This is a genomic window from Photobacterium salinisoli (assembly GCF_003614885.1).
GTDB lineage: Bacteria > Pseudomonadota > Gammaproteobacteria > Enterobacterales > Vibrionaceae > Photobacterium > Photobacterium salinisoli.
The window spans coordinates 1,051,074-1,071,739 of record NZ_QZMS01000011.1; the positions used below are offsets into that span (position 1 = coordinate 1,051,074).

Sequence of the window (20,666 nt, forward strand, 5' to 3'; positions counted from 1 at the left end):
GTGCCAGCGTTTTATCGATCTTCATGACTGATTTCTGCGGATCGGCTTTGTATTTGCGGAGCAGTGGTCGTTTTTATTATTAATCGCAGCATTGTTTATTCAGGTCGCGATAGAATAATGTGCATAGTGAACATAAAAGCAATATTTCACGACTCACGTTGGTAAGGACAGAATAATAATTTATGGTTATATCAATTAATTTAGCGCAATGGCGGCAAGGTTGGCTGTTGTTGTGTCTGTCGCTCTTTTCGTTATTCAGTTATGCGGAAACGAATAACGAAACATCACAGCAAACACCGGATGTGTTATTTGTTGGCAGCGGGCCATTGGTTCCGCAATCCAGTCAGCAATCAATTCCTGTTAATTTTATCAATCTTGATTATGTGGATATCGAGATATTACAGGTGACGGAGCCGGGACAATTGCTGAACAGGCATTATCTTCAGGACAAATTATCCAGTTATGATCTGGACAATATTAAGCATGCCTATAAAAGTGTGTTTTCAGATCGCTATACACTGCCGCCCAGCGAGAAAGACGTCCAGACTCCAGCCCGACTGCCGATCCCGCATTCCCTGGATGCCGGTTGGTACATAGTGGTGATTAAAGCGCCAGGAACGTTTTACCGCGTGAAAGCCAAGCATATGCTGCTTACCGATGTTGGTATTCAGGCCAGAATCAATACCCGACAGGCCGCCTTTAGCCTTGCCAGGCTCTCAACAGGCGATGCGCTGACACAAGGTGTGGTAGAGATTTACCGCAACAACACCTTACTCGACAGCCAGCCTGTTGATCTGCACGGGGTTGCCCGTTTTGATATCCAGACTCAGCGCAAAGATATTGTGATCGCCCGGGTGACAAGCCGCAATGATAACGGAACGGCGAAAGAAGAAATAGCGATTCTGCCATTGCGAGAAGCGCCGCTGGATTTGGCAGACAGTGCCGTTGGCGGACGAAAATATCAGGCGACAGAAGCCTATATCTACAGTAACCGCGATTTGGTAAAACCCGGTGAGAGCCTGCCAGTAAACATTCTGCTGCGTGATAAAGACGGCAAGGCATTATCTTCGCGACCCGTTTCCTTGTCTGTGGTGAACCCCTGGAATGAAGAAATTTTAAAGGAGCAATTACAGCCTCAGGCCGAGGGATATTATTTTCGTCAGCTTGAGACAGAAGCAAATTGGAAAACCGGGCGATACCGTATCGAAGTCCGTTTAGATCCGACCGCGCCAGACCCGATAAGCGAATTGTCATTTCAGTTCGAAGAATTTGTACCTGAGCGTATGGATCTGACATTCCAAAACGCCGCGCCATTTGTGTTCGCGGGCCAGGCGAATAAGGTTGAGCTGAATGGCCGCTATCTTTTTGGCAGCCCGGCGGCTGGTAATACAGTAAAATCGGCGGTGACTTATGCGCCCGTCACTCATATTCCGGGCAAGTTCGACGATTATGCTGTCGGCGTGCCTTTTACGCTGGATGCCAATTATCAGGAACTGAAAGAGGCCGCCCTGTCGGAAGAAGGACGCTTAACCGTCAATCTCCCAACGCCTGATCCGAAACAGATAAAAAGTCCGGTCAAAACCGTGGCCAATTTCAGTTTGCTGGAGTCGGGCGGCGCAGCAGTACAGCGTAAGCTCAGTTACGTGACTTGGAAAAACCAGCCGGTTCCCGGCATTAAACCTGAATTTGTCTCTGTGCCATACAATACTGATGCTTTGTTCAAGCTTGCACTGCTTAGTGCCGATGGACAATCACTGACCAGCGGTGAACTGGAAGTCACCATGGATTATGACCAGGGGCCCTATTACTGGGTTTATGAGGATGGCATTGGCTGGAAGCGCAAAAAACAGGAACGCTGGAAGCGTGTATCGAGCCAGAGAATCAAGGTGGGTCAGCAGCCGGAAAGCTTGGCGTTTTCCACCAAGTGGGGCGACTATCTGCTGACAGTAACGGATGTCTCAACCGGTGTGTCGTCCAGCTACAGTTTTTATGCTGGTTGGTATGAGGGTAATGAACAGCTGAAAGCCAAACCGGATCATCTGGTGATCCAAACGGATAAACCGGCTTATGCCACCGGCGGGCAGGCCACATTCACTGTGACTGCGCCTCTGTCCGGAAGCCTGCTGGTCACACTGGAAGCGGATCAGCTTGTCTGGTCGGAAAGCTATCCGGTTCAGGCAGGCAAGGTTACTGTGACTGTACCTGTTCCGGCATCGCTGGCCCGTCACGATGTCTTTTTGACCACCACACTGACGGGAAGAGACGGACAGACACCCAAGCGCTACTTCGGTATCACACCGCTTAAATTGGATCGCAGCAGCAGAAAACTGAATGTTGCGCTGGATCTGCCCGATTTGATTAAACCCTCAGAAACGCTTTCTGTTCCCGTGACTGTCGACAACATTGATGCCCAGCAGGGCGGCGATACCTGGGTCACTCTGTCTATGGTCGATAAGGGGATCATCAATCTGAGTCGGTTCAAGCCGGTTAATCCGCATGACTATTTCTTTGGTCAGCGCCGGTACAGTGCAGATGTCATCGACATGTATTCCCGTTTATATGATCTGCGGCCCGATCCGTTTGCACAGTCGCGGTTTGGCAGTGATGCCAACGAAGACACAGACAACAAAAATGACGGTCTGGTTGAAAGCAAGTCGATCATTCTGATGACCAGGCCGGTTAAACTGGTAGACGGCAAAGCGGTGGTAGACATGGCCATTCCGGACTACAACGGCGAAGCACAGATTGTGGCGACCGTCTTTAACGGCTCGCAAGTCGGGCAAGCGGTACTGGATAAACCCATCAGCGCCCCTGTGGTGGCTGAACTGAGTGTGCCGCGCTTTCTGGTACCTGGCGACCAATCCAGTGTTACCGTTGATCTTCACAATGTGAGTGGTCACTCTCAGACACTGTCAGTGGCGATTACGGGCTCAGAAACACTGAACTTCAACCAGCAGCCAGCGACTGAACTGGTGCTGAAAGATGGCGAACACTGGAGCCAGAGTTATCGTTTTGGTGTGTCAGATACCACTATCACCGACCGCGCTTCGCTGACGCTGAGTGTGAACAACCAGGAGATATCGATTGATCGCTCATGGGGGATTCCGGTTCGTCCGGTCATGCCCTGGGTGACACAGGCGCAGTCTGTGCTGTTGGATTCAAAAGAGACATACAACGTCAGCGAGCAGCTTTGGTCTGGCCTGGATGTGGTGCGTGGCAGCATGGGGCACGCTTACTTCAGCCGGACACCGGTACTGAATACCGAGGAACATGCACGTGGACTATTCCGGTATCCGTACGGGTGTGCCGAACAAACCACCAGCAAAGCCTGGCCATTTCTGATGGATGATCCAGAACTGCAGCGTTTCAAAGCGCAGGCCCATCAGTCTCGTCATGGCAGTGATGATGACGGAAGCGATGCACCATCGACAGACAAACAGCTGATCGAAAAAGCCGTGCAGCGGCTGAAAACCATGCAGAAAAATAGTGGCGGTTTCTCATTGTGGGACAGCAGCGGGCGGGAAAATCCTTGGCTCAGCGCCTACGTGACCGATTTTCTGCTCGTGGCCGACAAACGTTTCCCGGAGGTGGTACCGGCTTCTATGCTGAGTAAAGCCTCAAATCGCCTCATGGTGTATGTGCGAAATGAATCCGTGACCCGAAATCTGGCCTATGACACAGAATCAGCCAAAGTGGCGCGTGCCTATGCTGCTTACCTGATGAGCAAGCAGGGCAAGCTGAAGTGGAGTGATCTCGACAGCATGAAACTGACGAGCCTGCCGACCCAGCTCAGTTATCTGCATATGGCGGCCAGCTATGCCAACGTCGGTGCCAGTGATGAGGCGGAAGACATGCTCGATGACATCAAGGATTATAACCGCAGGCACAGATACTTCGGCGATTACGGGTCGAACCTGCGTGATGTTGCGAAATCGGTAACTGTACTGCAGGAAATGGGCGGTGATCACTCACTCAAAGACATCGCACTGGAACTGCAGACAAAGTATCTCGAGCGACTGATCGAGCTGGCGAATACATCCTGGATGAGCACGCAGGAACGTGCAGCCCTGGTACAGGCATCTGCCCTGACCAACGCAGCAAACCGCGACCAGATTTTCAATCTGTCTTTCAGCGGTAATGCGGTGAGCCAGACTGGGATGTTCAGTCAGCCATTGGCAAGTGACATGACAATCCAGAATCTGGATGACAAGCCTGTGTATGTCAAAGTGCTGGCAGAAGGCTATCAGACGTTAAATCGCGGGATCGCTAATGAAGCTAACCGGTTTAATACTCTGGATGCCGAGCAGGTAGAGCGCAAACTCTATACCATGAAAGGCGAACCTCTGGCGTCTAACCGTGTGAAAGTGGGGGATCGGGTTGTTGTGGTACTCACTGTCGCATTAAATGAGCGCGTAAATGACGCTTTGTTGGTTGATAAGATCCCGGCCGGTTTTGTGCTGGAAAACCCGGCGCTGAACCAAGGTTTGCCGATTGAACGGGTACTGCCGGCAGGTATTGAGCTCAAGGCTGCCGATCATCAGGAATACCGCAATGATCGTTTTGTGCTGTCCGATGAAATGCGCAAAGGCCAGCAATCCCGTTATGGCTATATTCTGCGTGCCGAAGTGCCGGGCACGTTCGCGGTACCGCCTGTCTTTATTGAGTCAATGTATCGTCCGGAAAAACATCTGGCGTACTGGCAGACGCCGCAAACCATCACGGTGGAAAAGTAACAGTGATGATTCAGGATAATCATTTCAGATGAAACGATTATTGCCCAGTCTGCAAGCCACTCTGCCAGTGAAAATGGCAGGGTGGTTTGTTTTCTTTTGGCTGGCAGTATGTGTACTGAACAATGTGTGGCCTCTGCCTCCACTGTACCCGGATGGCCCCGCGACAGTAGTTGTCAGCAGGGATGGTGAGATACTGCGCTCATTTGGGGACCGACAGGGCGTTCATCGTTACAACGTCACACTAGCTGATGTAGATCCTTTCTATATTCAGGCATTGCTCAATTATGAAGACCGCTGGTTTTACTGGCATCCGGGGGTTAACCCTGTGTCTGTTGTCCGGGCCGCCTGGCAATGGGCGAGCAATGGTTACGTTGTATCTGGCGGCTCTACGCTGACCATGCAAGTGGCCAGACTGATTGACCCGCATGCGCGCTCCATTACCGGCAAGCTGAAACAGCTCTGGCGGGCTTTGCAGCTTGAGTGGTATTACAGTAAAGACGAGATACTCACTTTTTATCTGAATCTGGCGCCTTTTGGCGGCAATATCGCCGGTGTTGAAGCCGCCTCCCGGCGGTATTTCAATACCACAGCCGGTCACCTGACAAAGAACGAAGCCGCTTTGCTGGTGGTCTTGCCGCAAAAACCGTCGCTGTACCGCCCTGACCGATACCCGGACACAGCGCAATCTATGCGCAATAAAGTGTTGGATCGTCTGAACGGCAGCGGGTTGCTGGGTGATAAGGCTACACAGCATTTAAAACAGGAAGCGGTTGACCTGAGGCGACCGGACAACACGAAGCTGGCCCCGTTGCTCAGTCGCATGCTAAGAGAGCAGTATCCGGACAGACACGTTATTCATACGACGCTGGACGGTGTTATTCAGCAGCGGGTCGCCCGCTTACTGCTCAAAGTGAAGCGCCAGTTGCCTGCACATTCCTCCGCGGCAGTAGTAGTGGTGGATAACCAAACAGCCAATGTGCTTGCGTATCAGGGCTCGGTGGACTTTCAGGATAACAGCCGTTTTGCCCATGTTGATATGATTCAGGCGGTCCGTTCGCCAGGCTCTACACTTAAGCCTTTTATCTACGGCATGGCGATAGATCGCGGCATCATTCATACCGAAAGTCTGCTGAGTGATATTCCCACCCGTTTTTCGGATTACAAGCCGCAGAATTTGAATGAGCGGTTTCAGGGCGCCGTCAGTGCGAGTGATGCGCTGAAGCAATCATTAAATGTACCTTTAATTCAGGTGTTTAATGTATTGACGCCAGCTGTCTTTGAACAGGGTTTACGTCAGGCGGGTGTGAAGTTACAACACCAGCAGGCCAACCTGACCGTTGGATTAGGCGGTACGGGGACCAATTTGCTGACGCTGGCCGAAATGTACCGCTCGCTCGCCTCTGAAGGTAAATACAGCGCGTTGAATATGGTGAGCGATCAGCAGGCTGAGCCTGATAAGAGGCTCCTGAGTCCTGAGAGCAGTTGGATGATGTTTAATACGCTGAGTGCGATCAGTGCGCCGGACAGGGTCGTGCCTCGGGTTCGTCGTGAAGTCGCCTGGAAAACAGGTACCAGTTATGGATACCGTGATTTCTGGTCGGTTGGCGTCAGTGCCGATTACACAGTGGCGGTTTGGGTCGGCCGACCGGATTCATCACCTGTTGTCGGTTATCTAGGTGCAACACAGGCCGCGCCCATCATGTTTGATGTGTTTGATCAGTTACCCGGAGACAACAGTCGGATTAACCAGCCGGCCACTGTGAAGCGGCAGCTGATCTGCTGGCCCGGTGGCAGGGCGAAAGCCGTAACAGAAGCTGCCAGCTGCGCGTATCAAAAATATGCCTATACCCGCAATGGCCTGACACCGCCGACGCTGGAAAGTCATGGCGATTTTGTGGTAACGGATAGCTGGCCCGAGGCATTGAGTGTCTGGCAGCAACATATGATGAGTCAGGGATTCCCTGAGCAAACGCCATCTGAGCAGAAGCAGCCTGAAGCGGGCATCAGGATAATGTCTGTAAACAATGGCCAGCATTATTACCTGTCACAGATCAACGCGATTGCACTGAAAAGTAACAAAAAATCGTCTGACGTATTCTGGTATGTCAATCACCAGCCAATTAACGACAATCTGCTCAATCTTACGCATTACCAGGGAGAGGTGACTCTGACAGCCTGTCAGGGGGCACAATGCGACAAGAAAGTCATAGTGGTTCACCACTGAAATCCGGAGTTTACAGAGCGGTTCATAAGCAGGTAGTCGGTAAAATGACAAACCTGTGACTAGCTCAGAGACTTGCGGGTATTATCGGAATCCGGATGTAATCGCATTTTTTCTCTGTCGATCATCCATTTGGAGATCAGGTCAAAAATCAGGTTACTGCTTAGCCAGCGAACCTGATGCAGGGATGCAGACGTACCATGAATGGCAACTGCCGGCATGGCGGAAATGCCTTGCTGTTTGAGAACGCTGACAATACTGAGTTGTTGAAAGTAACGCAGCGAGTAGCGAACCCGGCGTCTGAAATAGAGCTTGTAGTCCTGCCAGCGTAACGGGCTGAGATGTGAATAAATGAATACGGCGTTGATGCAAACGCCAATTCGCTGCTTGGGTAAATCCGTACCGCTGCAAATATTGGTTGCTGAGAGAAATCCCAGCATGCTGTCGTCTCCGATTAACCCGACGGGCAATTTGACGTGATTGTTTGTCAATGTCCGAATAAATAAAGGCGAAAGCAGGTATAAACCACCGGCTAGGTCATGATTCTGCTGCATCCTGTTTTGCATGCGCTTACTGTTTCTTCCCCGATCACAAGGAAAGCCAGTAATGGCATTGTAGTGCGGTTGTGAGGTGTGGCAGTCAACAATATGTTGAAAGGCATTCTGGCCAAAGGTCAGATCGCCATCGGCAAAAACGGCGACTGAATGACCATCATAATATTGGTAAATAAAGGTATTCCAGGCGTTTGATTTGTCACCTATTTCAATCAAAACCGGGTGAATACTGGGATGGGTATCAGCAATACGAGACACAATGTCATAAGTCTGATCGGTGCAGCCGTTTATCATGACAAACAGTTCATACTGATAATTGCCGCAGTTTTGCATAACGCTTTCAATACAGCTGGCAATGCTTTCTTCCAGATTGTATGCAAAAAGGCAAATCTGAACATTGATCATCTTACCATTCCCGGTAACGGTCATCCCTTATTGGAATAACTATATACGGGTTTTTCAACACAGCCCAATTTCAACATAAGAAGCTAAGGGTTGTATTGTTATTCACCACGCGGAATATTCTGCAAGTGAAGAATAAAATCTTCCGGTGCCATTGTTTCGTCATTAAAGAAGCGAAAAATTTCACTCGATGTGGCACGCTGCGCTATTGGACTGACCGCCATAGAATCTACGATGCTGGGAATTAACTGACCAGATTTTGACGCTTTTTCCATGTCGGTTTTGGCATTGACTGAGCAGGTGTTATAGCCCTTCAGGCTGATATCGTTTCGTGCCGGAATCGCACCCTTCAAGGCATTAAACGATTGCTGAAAGTCTGGCGAAGATAATGTCTTGCTAACGATTTTAGCTGTATCGGCATTGGTGCGCGGGCTGTCAAACAGTGCGAAACTGTCCATATTATAAATAAAACCTGTTTGTTTTGATGGGGTTGGGTAGCAACCAATGGCCGAAGGAACAGCGATATTATTGGCGAGCAGATCACCCAGAACCCAGTCTCCTGAGATCTGAAACGCCCGTTCGCCTTCTATAAGTAATTGTGTCCCTTCATCCCAGCGCATATGAGACATACCAGGTTTGACCAACTGACTGATAGCGCGGAAACGCTCCAGAATGTCGTAGGTGGTCTGGCTGTTGAGTGCCTGCGGCTCCATATTGATAAAGGCGCGCCGATAGTAATCTGCTCCGCCATAACCAAAGGCGAGATTTTCAAACAGCAGTGCAACCTGCCACTGGTCTTTACCGAGTGCCAGTGGCTCTACCCCGTTTTGTTTTAACCGGGTAAATACGTCAATCAATGCATCCCAGCTGGTAGGAACGGCTAAACCGTATTTTCTCAGGAGGTTACGATTAATCCACATCCAGTTCAGCCGGTGGACAGTGATGGGGATCGCCACATAGTGTCCCTGATACTGGTTGGTGTTCTGTGCGATCGGCAGCAGGTTTTGCTGCCAGTCCTGGTCAATAGCCACCTGGTCCAGTTTATGAAGAAACCCTAATGCTGCCCAGGACTGAATTGACGGGCCTTCCAGCTGCACTATGTCGGGTGGGGTACCGGCAATTGCCCGGGCCTGAAGGATAGACATTGCTGTGTCGCCACCCCCGCCTTGTATAGGCAGATCTAAAATCGACACGCCGGCATCCTGCAGTGCTTTTGCCGCCAGGTTGAAAGCGGCGACTTCACCTTTGGCTGTCCACCAGTGCAGAAATTCTACTTCCTGCGATGCAGTGCCTGATGATGTCTGGGCTTTTACCTTTGCTCCGGCGCCTGATACAGCGAGCACCAGCAGGCTAATGAAAAAGAAGAACTTCATTCGTCTCTCATCAATTGAATATGAACAATCAGTCCCTGAACAGGGTGGTTTTGCAGGGTGAGATCGCCGCCGTGGCTGCGAGCAATACTGCGGGATATAGTGAGCCCAAGACCGGAACCTAACTCATCTTGCGGATTCACACGGAAATAAGGTTCGAACACTTTTTCGGTCCATTTTTTATCCAGGCCGGGACCGTAATCTCTGAATTTGAGCACAATACTGTCAGTTGTGGATGTCAGCTCGATATCGACTTTTTCGCCGTATTTCACACCATTGTCCACTATGTTATACAGGCAACGCTTTACAGCCAGAGGCTTACCCAGGTAATGAACCGGCTCGGCGGGATATAGCAGAACCTTATCCGTGTTTCTGTTGTAGTAACTGGCACATTGTTCGAGCATCTGGGTAACATCGATCCACTCCGGCTCTTCATGAATGTCTGTGTCCCGAATACATTGCAAGGCACCTTTTAACATCAGATCAAATTCATCGAGTATTTTCTCGAATTTGGCTTTCACTTGTTCATCATCCAGCATTTCAGTGCGCAGCTTCAGGCAAGCCAGGGGCGTTTTCAAGTCGTGGGAAATTGCGCCAAACAGCATTTCCCTGTCGCGGATGTAAGCGCGGACCCGGCGATTCATTTTGTTGAATGCGCGAACAGCAGCACGGGTTTCCTTACTGCCTTCTTCTTCGACTTCCTGTACGTAGAGCTGTCCACTCATTAACGTTGCCGCTTTTGCCAGCCGGCGGATAGGACGAATTTCCAGGCGCAATAACCACACGGTACAAAGTACCAGTAACAGAGAGGAAATACCGAGGAACATCAACTGCTTTTGATCGATAAACTGGGGTGATAATGCAGAGAAGGGGACAGGTAATGTCGCAGCCAGATAGAACCATTCCTGTTCTGACATCTGGACTTGCATGACGACAATAGGTAAATCCATATCGCCCAGCGCCAGGCTGTATCCCGCCCATATTTCTGGCAGGGCATCAAGTTTAATACCGGAGTTAAAAACACGCAGATCCTGACGGCGGCTGAGAGAGATATTAAGCTGTTCAGCATGGGGTATTTTTTTGCTCAGTACATCCTGTGCCGCAGACAGCAGAATATCGGTGCGCGAATTATTGGCCGGAGGCACTACAGGTAATGGGTGCTGATTGATTGATATGAAGAAACGGGTGCCGCCCATTTCACGGATCTGGTTCAGGATAAGGTAACGATAATTAACGGGTAAGGCATGAAAATAGTTGTATGTGTCGGCCGCATTCGACATCAGGCTGACCATGGTCTTCTGCAGGTTTTCAACTTCCTTTTTGGCACTGGACTGATACCAGATTAGCCCGGCAATCAGCTCGGCGATCATAATAATGATCAGCAATGTCGCGCCAATACGAAAAGTAATAGATGAACGAAGCGATTGCAGGGTTGTCAGTCTGGGCAAGGACGGTGTTTTCATACAGTATGTACATCGCTGGCCAGCATATAACCTTTGTTTCTGATCGTCAGAATCAGCGAGCGATCTTCGTCGTGAAGATGTTTTCTCAGGCGGCTGATTTGCACATCAATACCGCGCTCAAATGGGTCTGCGTCTCGCCCCCAGATACAACGCGCGATGTCGTCCCGGCTCAGTAGTTGATGCGGTTTTTCCAGCATCAGGCTGATCAGGTTAAAGTCTGCGCCTGAAAGCGGTACGACTTCGCCATGCGGGCTGATTAGCCGTCGCTTGATCAGATCGCACGTCCAGCCTGAAAACTGCAACTGGTGAGCCACTGTTTCACCCTGCGCTGGCTGAGTACGCCGTAACAAGGCTTTAATGCGGGCGAGCAGCTCCCTCGGACTAAAGGTTTTGGTGATGTAATCATCCGCTCCGATTTCAAGACCTGCAATACGATCAATTTCGTCGGTGACGGCTGTGAGCATGATGATCGGCACATTAGACCGCTGGCGGATTTGCCGGCATAAGGTGAGTCCATCATCGCCGGGCATCATGATATCAAGGATGATCAGATTCGGTTCGCCACGATGGAAATGTTCCCACATTTCTTCACCGTCACTGGCAGTCAATACGTGGAACTCAGATCGTCCCAGATATTCGGTAAGTGCATCGCGGAGTTCCTGATTATCGTCGACGACGAGTATGGTTTTCATTTCCCTGAGGTTTTTCATACCTGACCAAGTTGCATATTTCAATACTGTATCTGATACATCATTTCTTATGGCAAGGCTACCTGTATAGCGCAAATTTCACGCACTGTGCAATCTGCGTATGTAACAGGTTACTTACAAACTCATAGGTTTTTGTAACCTTAAGCACGCTGCTTTTCATTACCTTATGTCTGTACCACTACGAATAACATCAAGAAGGATCGACAAATGATTAGTAGCACCTTTGGGTTATTACAACGGATAGGCAGATCGCTGATGCTGCCTGTTGCTGTCCTGCCTGTCGCGGGTTTATTGCTGGGGATAGGATCAGCTAACTTCTCCTGGATGCCGGGCCTGGTATCAGACATCATGGCGATGTCGGGCGATGCCGTGTTCAGTAATCTGGCTCTGATATTTGCCATTGGCGTGGCGCTGGGTCTGTCGGACAATGACGGCGCTGCGGGTCTGGCAGCAACTGTGGGGTTCGCTATCATGACAGCGACCATGGGCGTGATGGCAAAACTCCATGGCATCGAGCCGGCCACCATCATCGGGATCCCAAGCCTGAACACCGGGGTGTTTGGCGGGATCATGATAGGGGCTGTGGCTGCTTATCTGTTTAATCGTTTTCACAATATCAGACTCCCCGAATACCTTGGTTTTTTTGCCGGCAAACGTTCTGTTCCCATTATCACCGGTATCACAGCCATCTTCCTGGGGATCTTCCTGAGTTATGTCTGGCCGCCAATCGGAAATGCGATTGACAGTTTTTCACACTGGGCGGCCTACCAGAGTCCAACCACGGCATTTGGTCTTTATGGCCTGGTGGAACGTTCGCTGATCCCATTCGGATTGCACCATATCTGGAATGTGCCCTTCTTCTTCGAAGTGGGTGAGTATATAGATCCTGAGACGGGTAAAGTGATTAAGGGCGAAATCCAGCGGTATCTGGCTGGTGACCCGACAGCGGGTAACCTGGCCGGGGGATATCTGTATTCCATGTGGGCTTTGCCTGCGGTTGGTCTGGCGATTTACCACTCGGCACGTCCTGATAAGCGCGCGCTGGTTGGCGGTATCATGGCATCAGCAGCATTAACCTCCTGGCTGACGGGTATCACTGAACCCATGGAATTCGCATTTCTGTTCGCAGCACCGTTACTGTATGTGATTCACTGCATTCTGACCGGCCTGGGTTTTGCGCTGATTACCAGCCTGGATATTCACCACAGTGTGACCTTCGCTCATGGTGCAATCGACTTCCTGATTTACTACCCGCTGTCGCAGAATGCGTGGCTGTTTATTCTCATTGGCCCTGTGTGGGCGCTGATGTACTACACCATTTTCCGTGTGCTGATCGCCAAGCTTAATTTGATGACTCCCGGCCGGGAAAGTGAAGAGTCTGAGGTCAGTAATTTGTCTGAAATCGGCAATGAGCTGGCGAACACTCTGGTTCAGGCACTGGGCGGTAAGGACAACATCAAAAATGTAGATGCATGTATTACCCGACTGCGTGTCAGTGTGCGCGATATTAGTCGTGCTGATATTCCGAAAATTAAACAACTGGGCGCACGTGAAGTGCTGGTGGTAGGAGATAATCTTCAGGCCATCTTTGGAACCCAGTCAGATAACATTAAAACTGAGATTAATGCCGTTCTCGTTGCTGCAAACTGATACAAACCAGGGCGGTTTATTCCGCCCTTTTTATTTTTGTTCGTTGAAGAAAAGGAATAGAAAATGCGTTTCAAAACTACTTCACTGGTGGCTGGATTACTGGCGACAGCAAGCTGTATGGTGCCGGTTGTTCAGGCAGCGCCATTGGATGTCAATCAGGACAATCTGTATTTTCTCAGCCCGCATCCGGATGATATTTTGCTTACTTTTGGCGGTTTGATTAATAAATTGTCCAAAGAAGGGACACTGGCACAAAAAACAAATGTCACCGAGGTGTACTTTTCACTTTCTAACTATACGACCAACCATTTAAATGAGTTGACTAACAAGCGCGTATTTGATGTGTCGACAATGCGTTACAAAGAAGATTTTGAAGCGCACATAAAGATGTTCTCCAAATGGGACCACTTCCGCTACAAGACCGCTGGTTTTTATGATGCGCCATTGCGCAAATATGAAGGTTCTCCAACTGCTGGAGGCGGTCCTGCCGGTACTTTTTCCGATTTCCGTCAGGATGAAGTCGGAATTTATGAGCGCATTGCCGCAGATGTGACGCCTATCCTGAAACAGGATAATTGCGCCGCGTTTGTGCTGTTGGCCAATGGCAGCCACATCGATCATTTCATCGTTCGTGAAGCGGTAATGAAAGCGGCGCATGATCTGGGGGCAGAGGCGAAGTGTCAGATTTATTTTGGTGAAGATCAGCCATACACTGGCTCGAATCCAGATAATGCAATGGACGAGGTGAACAGCATTCAGGCGCGTCTGCCGGCGAATGCCATCACGCCAATGACGTTCTGGATTGATAAACAACAAAAAATTGATTCATTTAAGGAATTTTATCTGAGTCAATATGATCTGGGTTACATCCCGCCTCTGGAAAGCACCGATTACGAAACCATTTATAAGTGGGATAAAACCACATACAGCGCACTGCAGTCACATGCGCATTGCCAGTCGGCGTATTGTAATTTGCAGTAACGGACGTAGTCAGTTCCCCCTGACATATCCGCGCGAAAACAGACCGGGCCGTTGTTATGCGCCCGGTTCATTGATGGCTGAAATTGATGGCTGATTCTGTACTTGGTTTCCGCCATCCAAGTGAGGATATTCAGGATCAATAGGGTGATAAATCTATACGTTCTTCATCGATTTTGCTGGGTGAGAGGACAATGGGGATAGCCTTGGATATCGGGGTATCACTCAGGTCACCGACACTGTCTAATGCCACCAATGGATTGGTTTCCGGGAAATAGGCGGCAATATTGCCGGCGGGAATGTCATAACTCACCAGTTTAAAACCATATACAGTGCGCTTTTCGCCATCGGCTGACAGTGACGTCACATCAACCCTGTCACCCGGCGCCATGCCGAGCGCTTCAATATCAGTGGGGTTGATCATCAGGACTTTGCGCTCGCCGGAGATCCCGCGGTATCTGTCTTCAAAGCCATAAATGGTGGTGTTGTACTGATCGTGAGAGCGAACAGTCTGCAGCACAAAAACAGGATCGTCACTCAGTTCACGCAGATTGGCAGGCAATAAGTGAGTCGGCAGCGGATGCGTTTTAAAGGCGGCTTTTTGAGAGTCGGTATGCCAGATACGCTCTGCCGCACTGTTGCCCAGATAAAATCCACCCGGCTGTTTCAGTTTCTGGTTCATGTCAGTAAAGCCAGGGATCGTTTTGGCAATGAGATCGCGAATTCTGTCATAGTCTTCGATCAGCCAGTCCCAGTCGACCGGATGATTGCCCAGCGTCGCTTTGGCGATACCGGCAATAATTGCCGGTTCTGAACGCATTTCTGCAGTGTCACTTTCCACTACACCGCCGGAGGCATGCACCATGCTGAATGAGTCTTCAACTGTCACTGACTGCGGGCCAGAGTGTTGCAGATCAACATCTGTGCGACCAAAACACGGCAGGATCACACTGTCTTTACCTGTGATTAAATGGCTGCGGTTCAGTTTGGTGGCGATGTTGACCGTGAGATCGCAGTTCGCTAACGCCTGCTGGGTCAGCCGGGTATCCGGGGTGGCAGAAGCAAAGTTGCCACCCAGCCCGATAAAGACTTTGCTCTCGCCCGCCAGCATGGCCTTGATCGCCTGAACCGTGTTATGGCCGTGCGCCACAGGCGGGGTGAAACCAAAGGTTGTTTCTATCGCCTGATTAAAAGCGGGTGTGGGCTTCTCATTGATGCCCATGGTTCTGTCACCCTGCACATTACTGTGGCCGCGCACAGGGCAAAGACCGGCTCCCGGCTTGCCTAACTGTCCGAACAGTAGCTGTAAATTGGCAATTTCCTGAATGGTATTCACTGAGTGTTTGTGTTGTGTGATCCCCATCGCCCAGGTGATGATGACACGCTCAGAATGCCGGTACAGGGTTGCCGCGTACTCCAGATCTTGTTGCGACAGACCAGATTGCTCTGTGATCAGAGACCAGTCAGTGGTTGCCACTTCTGCCAGATAAGCCTCCAGGCCCTGAGTGTGAGCCTGAATGAAATCGTGATCAAAAATGGAGCCTTTGCCCTGTTCAATCGAGCTTTGATCCATGGCGATCAGTGCCTTAACCATGCCGCGTATCACCGCCATGTCACCACCCAGTTTGGGCGTAAAGTAATGGCTGCTGATTGTTGTCGCCCCGCCGGTCAGCATTTCTGCCGGAGACTGTGGGTTGGTAAAGCGCTCTAAGCCGCGCTCTTTCAGGGTATTGAAAGTGACGATAGCAGCACCGCGTCTGGAGGCTTTTCGCAATGTATCTAACATGCGGGGGTGATTGGTGCCCGGGTTTTGTCCGAACACAAATATCGCATCGGCTTTCTCGAAATCATCAATACGCACTGTGCCTTTGCCTATGCCTATTGATTGCTTGAGCGCGACACCGCTTGCTTCGTGGCACATGTTGGAGCAATCCGGAAAGTTGTTGGTACCAAAAGCCCGGACAAAAAGCTGGTACAGAAAAGCGGCTTCGTTGCTGGCGCGGCCAGAAGTGTAGAATTCAGCCTGATTCGGGCTGTCCAACCTTTGCAGGTGCCCGGCAATCAGTGAAAAAGCCTCGTCCCAACTGATCGACTCATAATGATCCGTTTGGGGGTTATAGCGCACCGGATGGCTGAGGCGGCCCTGATATTCAAGGAAATAGTCACTTTGCTGGCGTAACCAGCCGACAGGATACTGGGCAAAGAAATCCGGGGTCACCCGACGGCTGGTTGCCTCCCAGTTCACGGCTTTGGCTCCGTTCTCACAGAAGCGGAAATGCCCCGGTTCTTCGGTTTCACCCCAGGCACAGCCCGGGCAGTCAAAACCCTGATCCTGATTGGTTTTCATCAGATTACGTATGTTACGGGTGATATTTTCACTTTTCACCAGATGGCGTGTGGTGCTTGCGAGTGCACCCCAGCCACCGGCTGAGCCTTTATATTTTTTCACTGTCATGGTGACTGTCTTCCTTGCGTGGCTTGGGCGTTATAGCTTGCCGATATCATGCAATCCCCTCGCTGGCGCTAATGACCCGTCAGAGGCAGCAACCCGATAGAGGCATCAAATCGCTGTCAGGGCTGGTGTCGCGGTGGGTGCGGGTTGTACGCGAACCGTTCAAGCAAATGAGAAAGCGGCGATGGCATCGTCTTGCATGACCGAAAAAGCCGGGTTTGCCCCTGAAGAGACCTGAGTCTCTATAGTATGACGGCTGGGCAGACAAAAATGTAACCTTATCCACAAAATGTGTATGGGTAGCCTGCTGATTTATAAATTTTCAGCCATTTACGTCAGAGGGGCATATTCAGTTGGTACATCGCACTGTGATGAGTCGGTAATATCGATGTCTGTTACTTTAGCGTTACATTGAACCCCAAGCGTTTTGGGCCGGAGTCTGGTATCTTACATTTTTGAGTCGTTTATGTGCAAAGATGCGGCCTTTGCCTGCCATGCGTAGCTGTTTAGCATGTCAGAAATGGCCGCAGTGAGGAAATCAGAATGGTTGCGGACAAGTCAGTACTGGTCGTGGATGATGATCAGGAGATTCGTGAACTGTTGGGCGAATATTTGGGCAAGCAGGGCTTCCGTGTTGTGACAGCAGAAGACGGTGTGGCAATGAAGCGGGAGCTGACCATCAGTGAGCCGGATTTGATATTGCTGGATATTATGTTGCCCGGTGAGGATGGGTTCACCTTGTGCCAGCATGTCCGGAAAACGTCTGCTGTCCCAATTATCATGCTTACTGCCGTATCAGACGAGATGGATCAGATTGTCGGACTCGAGCTCGGCGCAGATGACTATATTGCCAAGCCATTCAGTCCCCGCCAGTTAATGGCGAGAATTAAAGCGCTGCTGCGAAGAGTGCAGCCAACAGAGTCGAACCAGCCGGTGACCCCATCGCTGCCAAAAGCCTTTTTGTTTGATCACTGGCGTCTGGATACGGCCGCGCAGTCACTGCAGGATACTCAGACGCAGCGCACCTATGAAATGACCAACAGTGACTACGCATTGTTGTTACTGTTTCTCAGCCGTCCCAACGAAGTGCTCGACCGGGATACGATTTTCTTTGCAACACGCGGGCGTGATGCCCAGCCGTCTGAGCGCGCGGTCGATGTTCAGCTGAGCCGGTTACGCCAGCGCCTGGGTGACAAAGGGCGCCAGCAGCGGTTAATCAAAACCGTGCGGGGAAACGGCTATCTGTTTAACGCCGACGTTACTTACGAAACGGATAACTGACCGGAAAGCTTAGCCGATGATCAACTGGAAAAAATGGTGGCCAAAATCACTGATGGCCCGCACGTTGTGGTTTACCTTGCTGGCGGTGTTTCTGGCTCAAATGATTGCGACACTGATCTGGTACGGGCAATCTAAGCGTCGGGATCTGGCCGGACTGGAATCGGCGGCCACCAGCATGGCCACCATGTTTGCTTCCACTGTCACTTTTTTTGAATCCCTGCCTTTACAGTACCGGCACATTGTTCTTGATCAGATTCGGAACATGGGTGGCACCCGCTTTTTTGTTTCATTCAATGAAGAAGAAATACGGATCGATCCTATTCCTGGCTCCAGTATGAAAAATACCGCGGTTAAAGCCATACAGGAAGTCTTACATGACAAGCTGCCGCGTCTGGACGTTATCAGGGTGGAGTTCTCTCGCCCTGAAACCCTGCATGTACTGAAAAATGACATTCTGCTGAGCGATTTACCCCGATCCTGGGCGCATTATACGCTTAGCCTGGAGCCGCTGAACCCGCCGATTCTGGTGGTGCAGCTGGAACTGGCGGACAATGAGTGGCTGTATATCGCCGCTTTGCTGCCTGCGCCTTACTCCACGCTGGAAGATGAAATTATTACTAAGCAGCAAGTTCTGTTTCTGCTGTTCATCACCGCCTTACTGCTTTTTTTCACCTATACAATGATCCGGCGCCAGACAAAACCGCTCAAACAGTTAGCGGATGCGGCTAATGCATTGAGCATGGATATTTATCAGCCTCAGCTCAAGGAAGAAGGGGCCAGTGAGCTGGTCACCGCAACCCGGGCATTTAACCGGATGCAGCAACGGCTGCGCCGATATATTGATGACAGGGAACACTTGTTTTCCGCCATTTCCCATGATTTGAAAACCCCGATCACCCGCCTGCGGTTGCGTGCAGAACTGCTGGAAGATGACACTAAAATCGACAAATTCAATAAAGATCTCGATGAACTGGAAATGATGGTCAAAGGCGCCCTGCAGACAGTGCGCGATACCGATTTGCATGAAAATCTGGCTCAGGTAGACGTGGCAGAAGTGATGCGCAGCATTGCCGAAGGGCATAACAGAAGCAGTACTAAAGTGCATCTGCCTGACTCTGTTATTGCGCCGCTTATGGGTAAGCCACTGGCCCTTAAACGCTGTTTAAGCAACATCATTGATAATGGGGTTAAATACGGACACGAAGTCTGGGTGCTGGCCGAAGACACAACAGAGAATCTTGTCATTCGTGTGCAGGACAGGGGCCCGGGAATTCCTGAGGATAAAATGGACAGTGTTTATGAACCCTATGTCCGATTAGCGAAGGATGACGAAGGTCATGGCCTCGGCATGGGGATAACGCGCAACATTTTGCATGCCCATGGCGGAGAAATGTCTATCCGCAATATGGAACAAGGCGGGCTGGAAGTGACCATGATCCTGCCTCGCCTGATGGACTGATGATATTCGCATCTGCTCACTGCAGGTGCGGCGTTAAGTAAGAGAACCTAAATGAACATGAGTTATTCAGCGGGACGGTCTCGGGCGCTGTTGCTGGCAGCAGTGTTAATCACCGCCTCAATATCGCTATTCCTGTCTGCACCGGCCATGAGTGCATCTGATGCAGTTCAGCAGCCAGATCAAGAGGTGGAAGTACTGCACTGGTGGACTGCAAAAGGTGAAATGAAAGCCGCTGAAGTGTTACAGGACAGCCTTGAACAGCAGGGTATTGGCTGGAAGAATTTTGCGATTGCAGGCGGCGGCGGCGAAAGTGCCATGACAGTGCTGAAAAGCCGTGCGGTGTCCGGAAATCCCCCGTCAGCGGCACAGCTTAAAGGCTATGACTTGCAAGAGTGGGGGATGCTGGGCTTTCTGACCTATCTTGATGAAGTGGCAAACATTCAGCGCTGGGATCAGCTATTGCCGCCAGTGATCAGCCAGATCATGAAATATCAGGGGCATTATGTGGCTGTGCCGGTGAATATTCACCGCGTTAACTGGTTGTGGATTAACCCCGAATTGCTGGAGAAAGTCGGTGCGCCTGTGCCGGATTCGCTTGAGTTGTTTTTTGCCGCAGCAGAAAAATTGAAGCAGGCTAATATTGTACCCGTTGCGTTAGGCAGCGATCCCTGGCAGGAAGTGACCCTGTTTGAATCTGTAGCGCTGGCGGTACTGGGCCCTCAGGGTTACCGCCGTGCCTTTGTTGATTTAGATCCGGATATGCTGGCCGGTGATCAGATGGTGGATGTTTTCCGTCAGTTTGAGCATATGCGTCAATACATTGATGTGAAAACCAAGGCAATGGAATGGAGCGATGCCAGTGCCATGCTGGTGGAAGGGAAAGCGGCAATGCAGTTTATGGGAGACTGGGCGAAGGGGGAGTTTTCTGCGTTGGGGAAAACGCCGGGTAAAGACATTCTGTGTGTACCTGCCCCGGGTACTCAGGGCTTCTTTACATACAACATCGACAGTTTTGCTTTTTTTAAGCACAGTGATGAGCGGAGTATCCAGGCACAGGAAACGATGGCGCATACCATTCTGACTCCTGATTTCCAGCGAAAATTCAATCTAGCGAAAGGCTCCATTCCCGTGCGTACCGATGTCGACATGACAGGGTTTGACAGCTGTTCACTGGCCTCCGCGACCGCTTTTCAGTTAAACCAACAGAACAATACGTTAGTCCCCAGTATTTCTCAGGGGCTGGCCAGCACCAGCTATGTGCAAGCGGCAATTTTTGATGTGGTGACTGACTTTTTCCACAGTAAGCAGGCAGATCCGGAAAAAGCCGCAAATCAGCTGGCCAGGGCCGTTAAATCGGCACGTTAAAGTGCTTTCCCAAGCCTGTGTTAAGCCG

At 50.6% G+C, this 20,666-nt stretch carries 12 protein-coding genes; 7 read left to right on the plus strand and 5 right to left on the minus strand.

Features of this window, described 5'->3' with window-relative positions; all coding sequences use genetic code 11:
- Positions 1 to 182 precede the first annotated feature (182 nt).
- Positions 183 to 4,733 (plus strand): alpha-2-macroglobulin family protein, encoded by a 4,551-nt coding sequence (locus tag D6M16_RS16085; protein WP_120512830.1) that lies wholly within the window; start codon positions 183 to 185, stop codon positions 4,731 to 4,733.
- A gap of 28 nt (positions 4,734 to 4,761) precedes the next feature.
- The gene (pbpC, locus tag D6M16_RS16090) at positions 4,762 to 6,957 is read left to right on the plus strand and encodes a penicillin-binding protein 1C (protein ID WP_120512831.1); all 2,196 of its coding nucleotides are present in this window, start codon (positions 4,762 to 4,764) and stop codon (positions 6,955 to 6,957) included.
- Positions 6,958 to 7,016: 59 nt separating this feature from the next.
- Here the strand turns inward: pbpC and D6M16_RS16095 are convergent, their stop codons facing one another.
- From D6M16_RS16095 to D6M16_RS16110, 4 genes are all read right to left on the minus strand, one after another.
- Positions 7,017 to 7,913: a glycosyltransferase family A protein gene (locus D6M16_RS16095; RefSeq protein ID WP_162941074.1), complete on the minus strand. Its 897-nt coding sequence runs from the start codon at positions 7,911 to 7,913 to the stop codon at positions 7,017 to 7,019.
- 98 nt (positions 7,914 to 8,011) lie between these two features.
- Positions 8,012 to 9,283, minus strand: coding sequence for an ABC transporter substrate-binding protein (locus D6M16_RS16100; protein ID WP_120512833.1), 1,272 nt, complete (start codon positions 9,281 to 9,283; stop codon positions 8,012 to 8,014).
- On the minus strand, positions 9,280 to 10,743 hold the full coding sequence (locus D6M16_RS16105) for an ATP-binding protein (protein WP_120512834.1): 1,464 nt from the start codon (positions 10,741 to 10,743) through the stop codon (positions 9,280 to 9,282). The genes D6M16_RS16100 and D6M16_RS16105 overlap by 4 nt, the downstream gene beginning before the upstream one ends.
- Positions 10,740 to 11,435 (minus strand): response regulator transcription factor, encoded by a 696-nt coding sequence (locus tag D6M16_RS16110; protein WP_240435640.1) that lies wholly within the window; start codon positions 11,433 to 11,435, stop codon positions 10,740 to 10,742. The genes D6M16_RS16105 and D6M16_RS16110 overlap by 4 nt, the downstream gene beginning before the upstream one ends.
- 225 nt (positions 11,436 to 11,660) lie before the next feature.
- Here D6M16_RS16110 and ptsG point away from each other — a divergent pair, with 225 nt between their 5' ends.
- On the plus strand, positions 11,661 to 13,103 hold the full coding sequence (gene ptsG, locus D6M16_RS16115; protein ID WP_120512836.1) for a glucose-specific PTS transporter subunit IIBC: 1,443 nt from the start codon (positions 11,661 to 11,663) through the stop codon (positions 13,101 to 13,103).
- A gap of 63 nt (positions 13,104 to 13,166) precedes the next feature.
- Entirely contained in the window at positions 13,167 to 14,084 is a 918-nt protein-coding gene (locus D6M16_RS16120; RefSeq protein WP_120512837.1) for a PIG-L family deacetylase, read from the plus strand.
- 136 nt (positions 14,085 to 14,220) lie between these two features.
- On the opposite strand, the gene D6M16_RS16125 is transcribed toward D6M16_RS16120, so the two are convergent.
- Positions 14,221 to 16,536, minus strand: a complete 2,316-nt coding sequence (locus tag D6M16_RS16125) for an FdhF/YdeP family oxidoreductase (RefSeq protein ID WP_120512838.1) — start codon at positions 16,534 to 16,536, stop codon at positions 14,221 to 14,223.
- 540 nt (positions 16,537 to 17,076) lie between these two features.
- On the opposite strand from D6M16_RS16125, the gene D6M16_RS16130 reads away from it, so the two are divergent.
- From D6M16_RS16130 to D6M16_RS16140, 3 genes are all read left to right on the plus strand, one after another.
- A complete protein-coding gene (locus D6M16_RS16130) occupies positions 17,077 to 17,814 on the plus strand; it encodes a response regulator (protein ID WP_120512839.1) in 738 nt (245 codons plus the stop codon).
- Between the two features lie 19 nt (positions 17,815 to 17,833).
- Positions 17,834 to 19,273 carry an ATP-binding protein gene (locus tag D6M16_RS16135; RefSeq protein ID WP_120513222.1) on the plus strand — a complete coding sequence of 480 codons (1,440 nt, stop codon included), beginning with the start codon at positions 17,834 to 17,836 and terminating at the stop codon, positions 19,271 to 19,273.
- A gap of 147 nt (positions 19,274 to 19,420) precedes the next feature.
- Positions 19,421 to 20,638: an ABC transporter substrate-binding protein gene (locus D6M16_RS16140; protein ID WP_420812262.1), complete on the plus strand. Its 1,218-nt coding sequence runs from the start codon at positions 19,421 to 19,423 to the stop codon at positions 20,636 to 20,638.
- Positions 20,639 to 20,666: the final 28 nt, after the last annotated feature.

Bases quoted from the DNA above. Each gene is read 5' to 3' on its own strand.
- D6M16_RS16140 (WP_420812262.1), top strand. From the start codon at position 19,421: ATGAGTGCATCTGATGCAGTTCAGCAGCCAGATCAAGAGGTGGAAGTA.
- D6M16_RS16110 (WP_240435640.1), bottom strand. From the start codon at position 11,435: ATGAAAACCATACTCGTCGTCGACGATAATCAGGAACTCCGCGATGCA.
- ptsG (WP_120512836.1), top strand. From the start codon at position 11,661: ATGATTAGTAGCACCTTTGGGTTATTACAACGGATAGGCAGATCGCTG.
- D6M16_RS16125 (WP_120512838.1), bottom strand. From the start codon at position 16,536: ATGACAGTGAAAAAATATAAAGGCTCAGCCGGTGGCTGGGGTGCACTC.
- D6M16_RS16130 (WP_120512839.1), top strand. From the start codon at position 17,077: ATGGTTGCGGACAAGTCAGTACTGGTCGTGGATGATGATCAGGAGATT.
- D6M16_RS16095 (WP_162941074.1), bottom strand. From the start codon at position 7,913: ATGATCAATGTTCAGATTTGCCTTTTTGCATACAATCTGGAAGAAAGC.
- D6M16_RS16085 (WP_120512830.1), top strand. From the start codon at position 183: ATGGTTATATCAATTAATTTAGCGCAATGGCGGCAAGGTTGGCTGTTG.
- D6M16_RS16100 (WP_120512833.1), bottom strand. From the start codon at position 9,283: ATGAAGTTCTTCTTTTTCATTAGCCTGCTGGTGCTCGCTGTATCAGGC.
- D6M16_RS16105 (WP_120512834.1), bottom strand. From the start codon at position 10,743: ATGAAAACACCGTCCTTGCCCAGACTGACAACCCTGCAATCGCTTCGT.
- pbpC (WP_120512831.1), top strand. From the start codon at position 4,762: ATGAAACGATTATTGCCCAGTCTGCAAGCCACTCTGCCAGTGAAAATG.
- D6M16_RS16120 (WP_120512837.1), top strand. From the start codon at position 13,167: ATGCGTTTCAAAACTACTTCACTGGTGGCTGGATTACTGGCGACAGCA.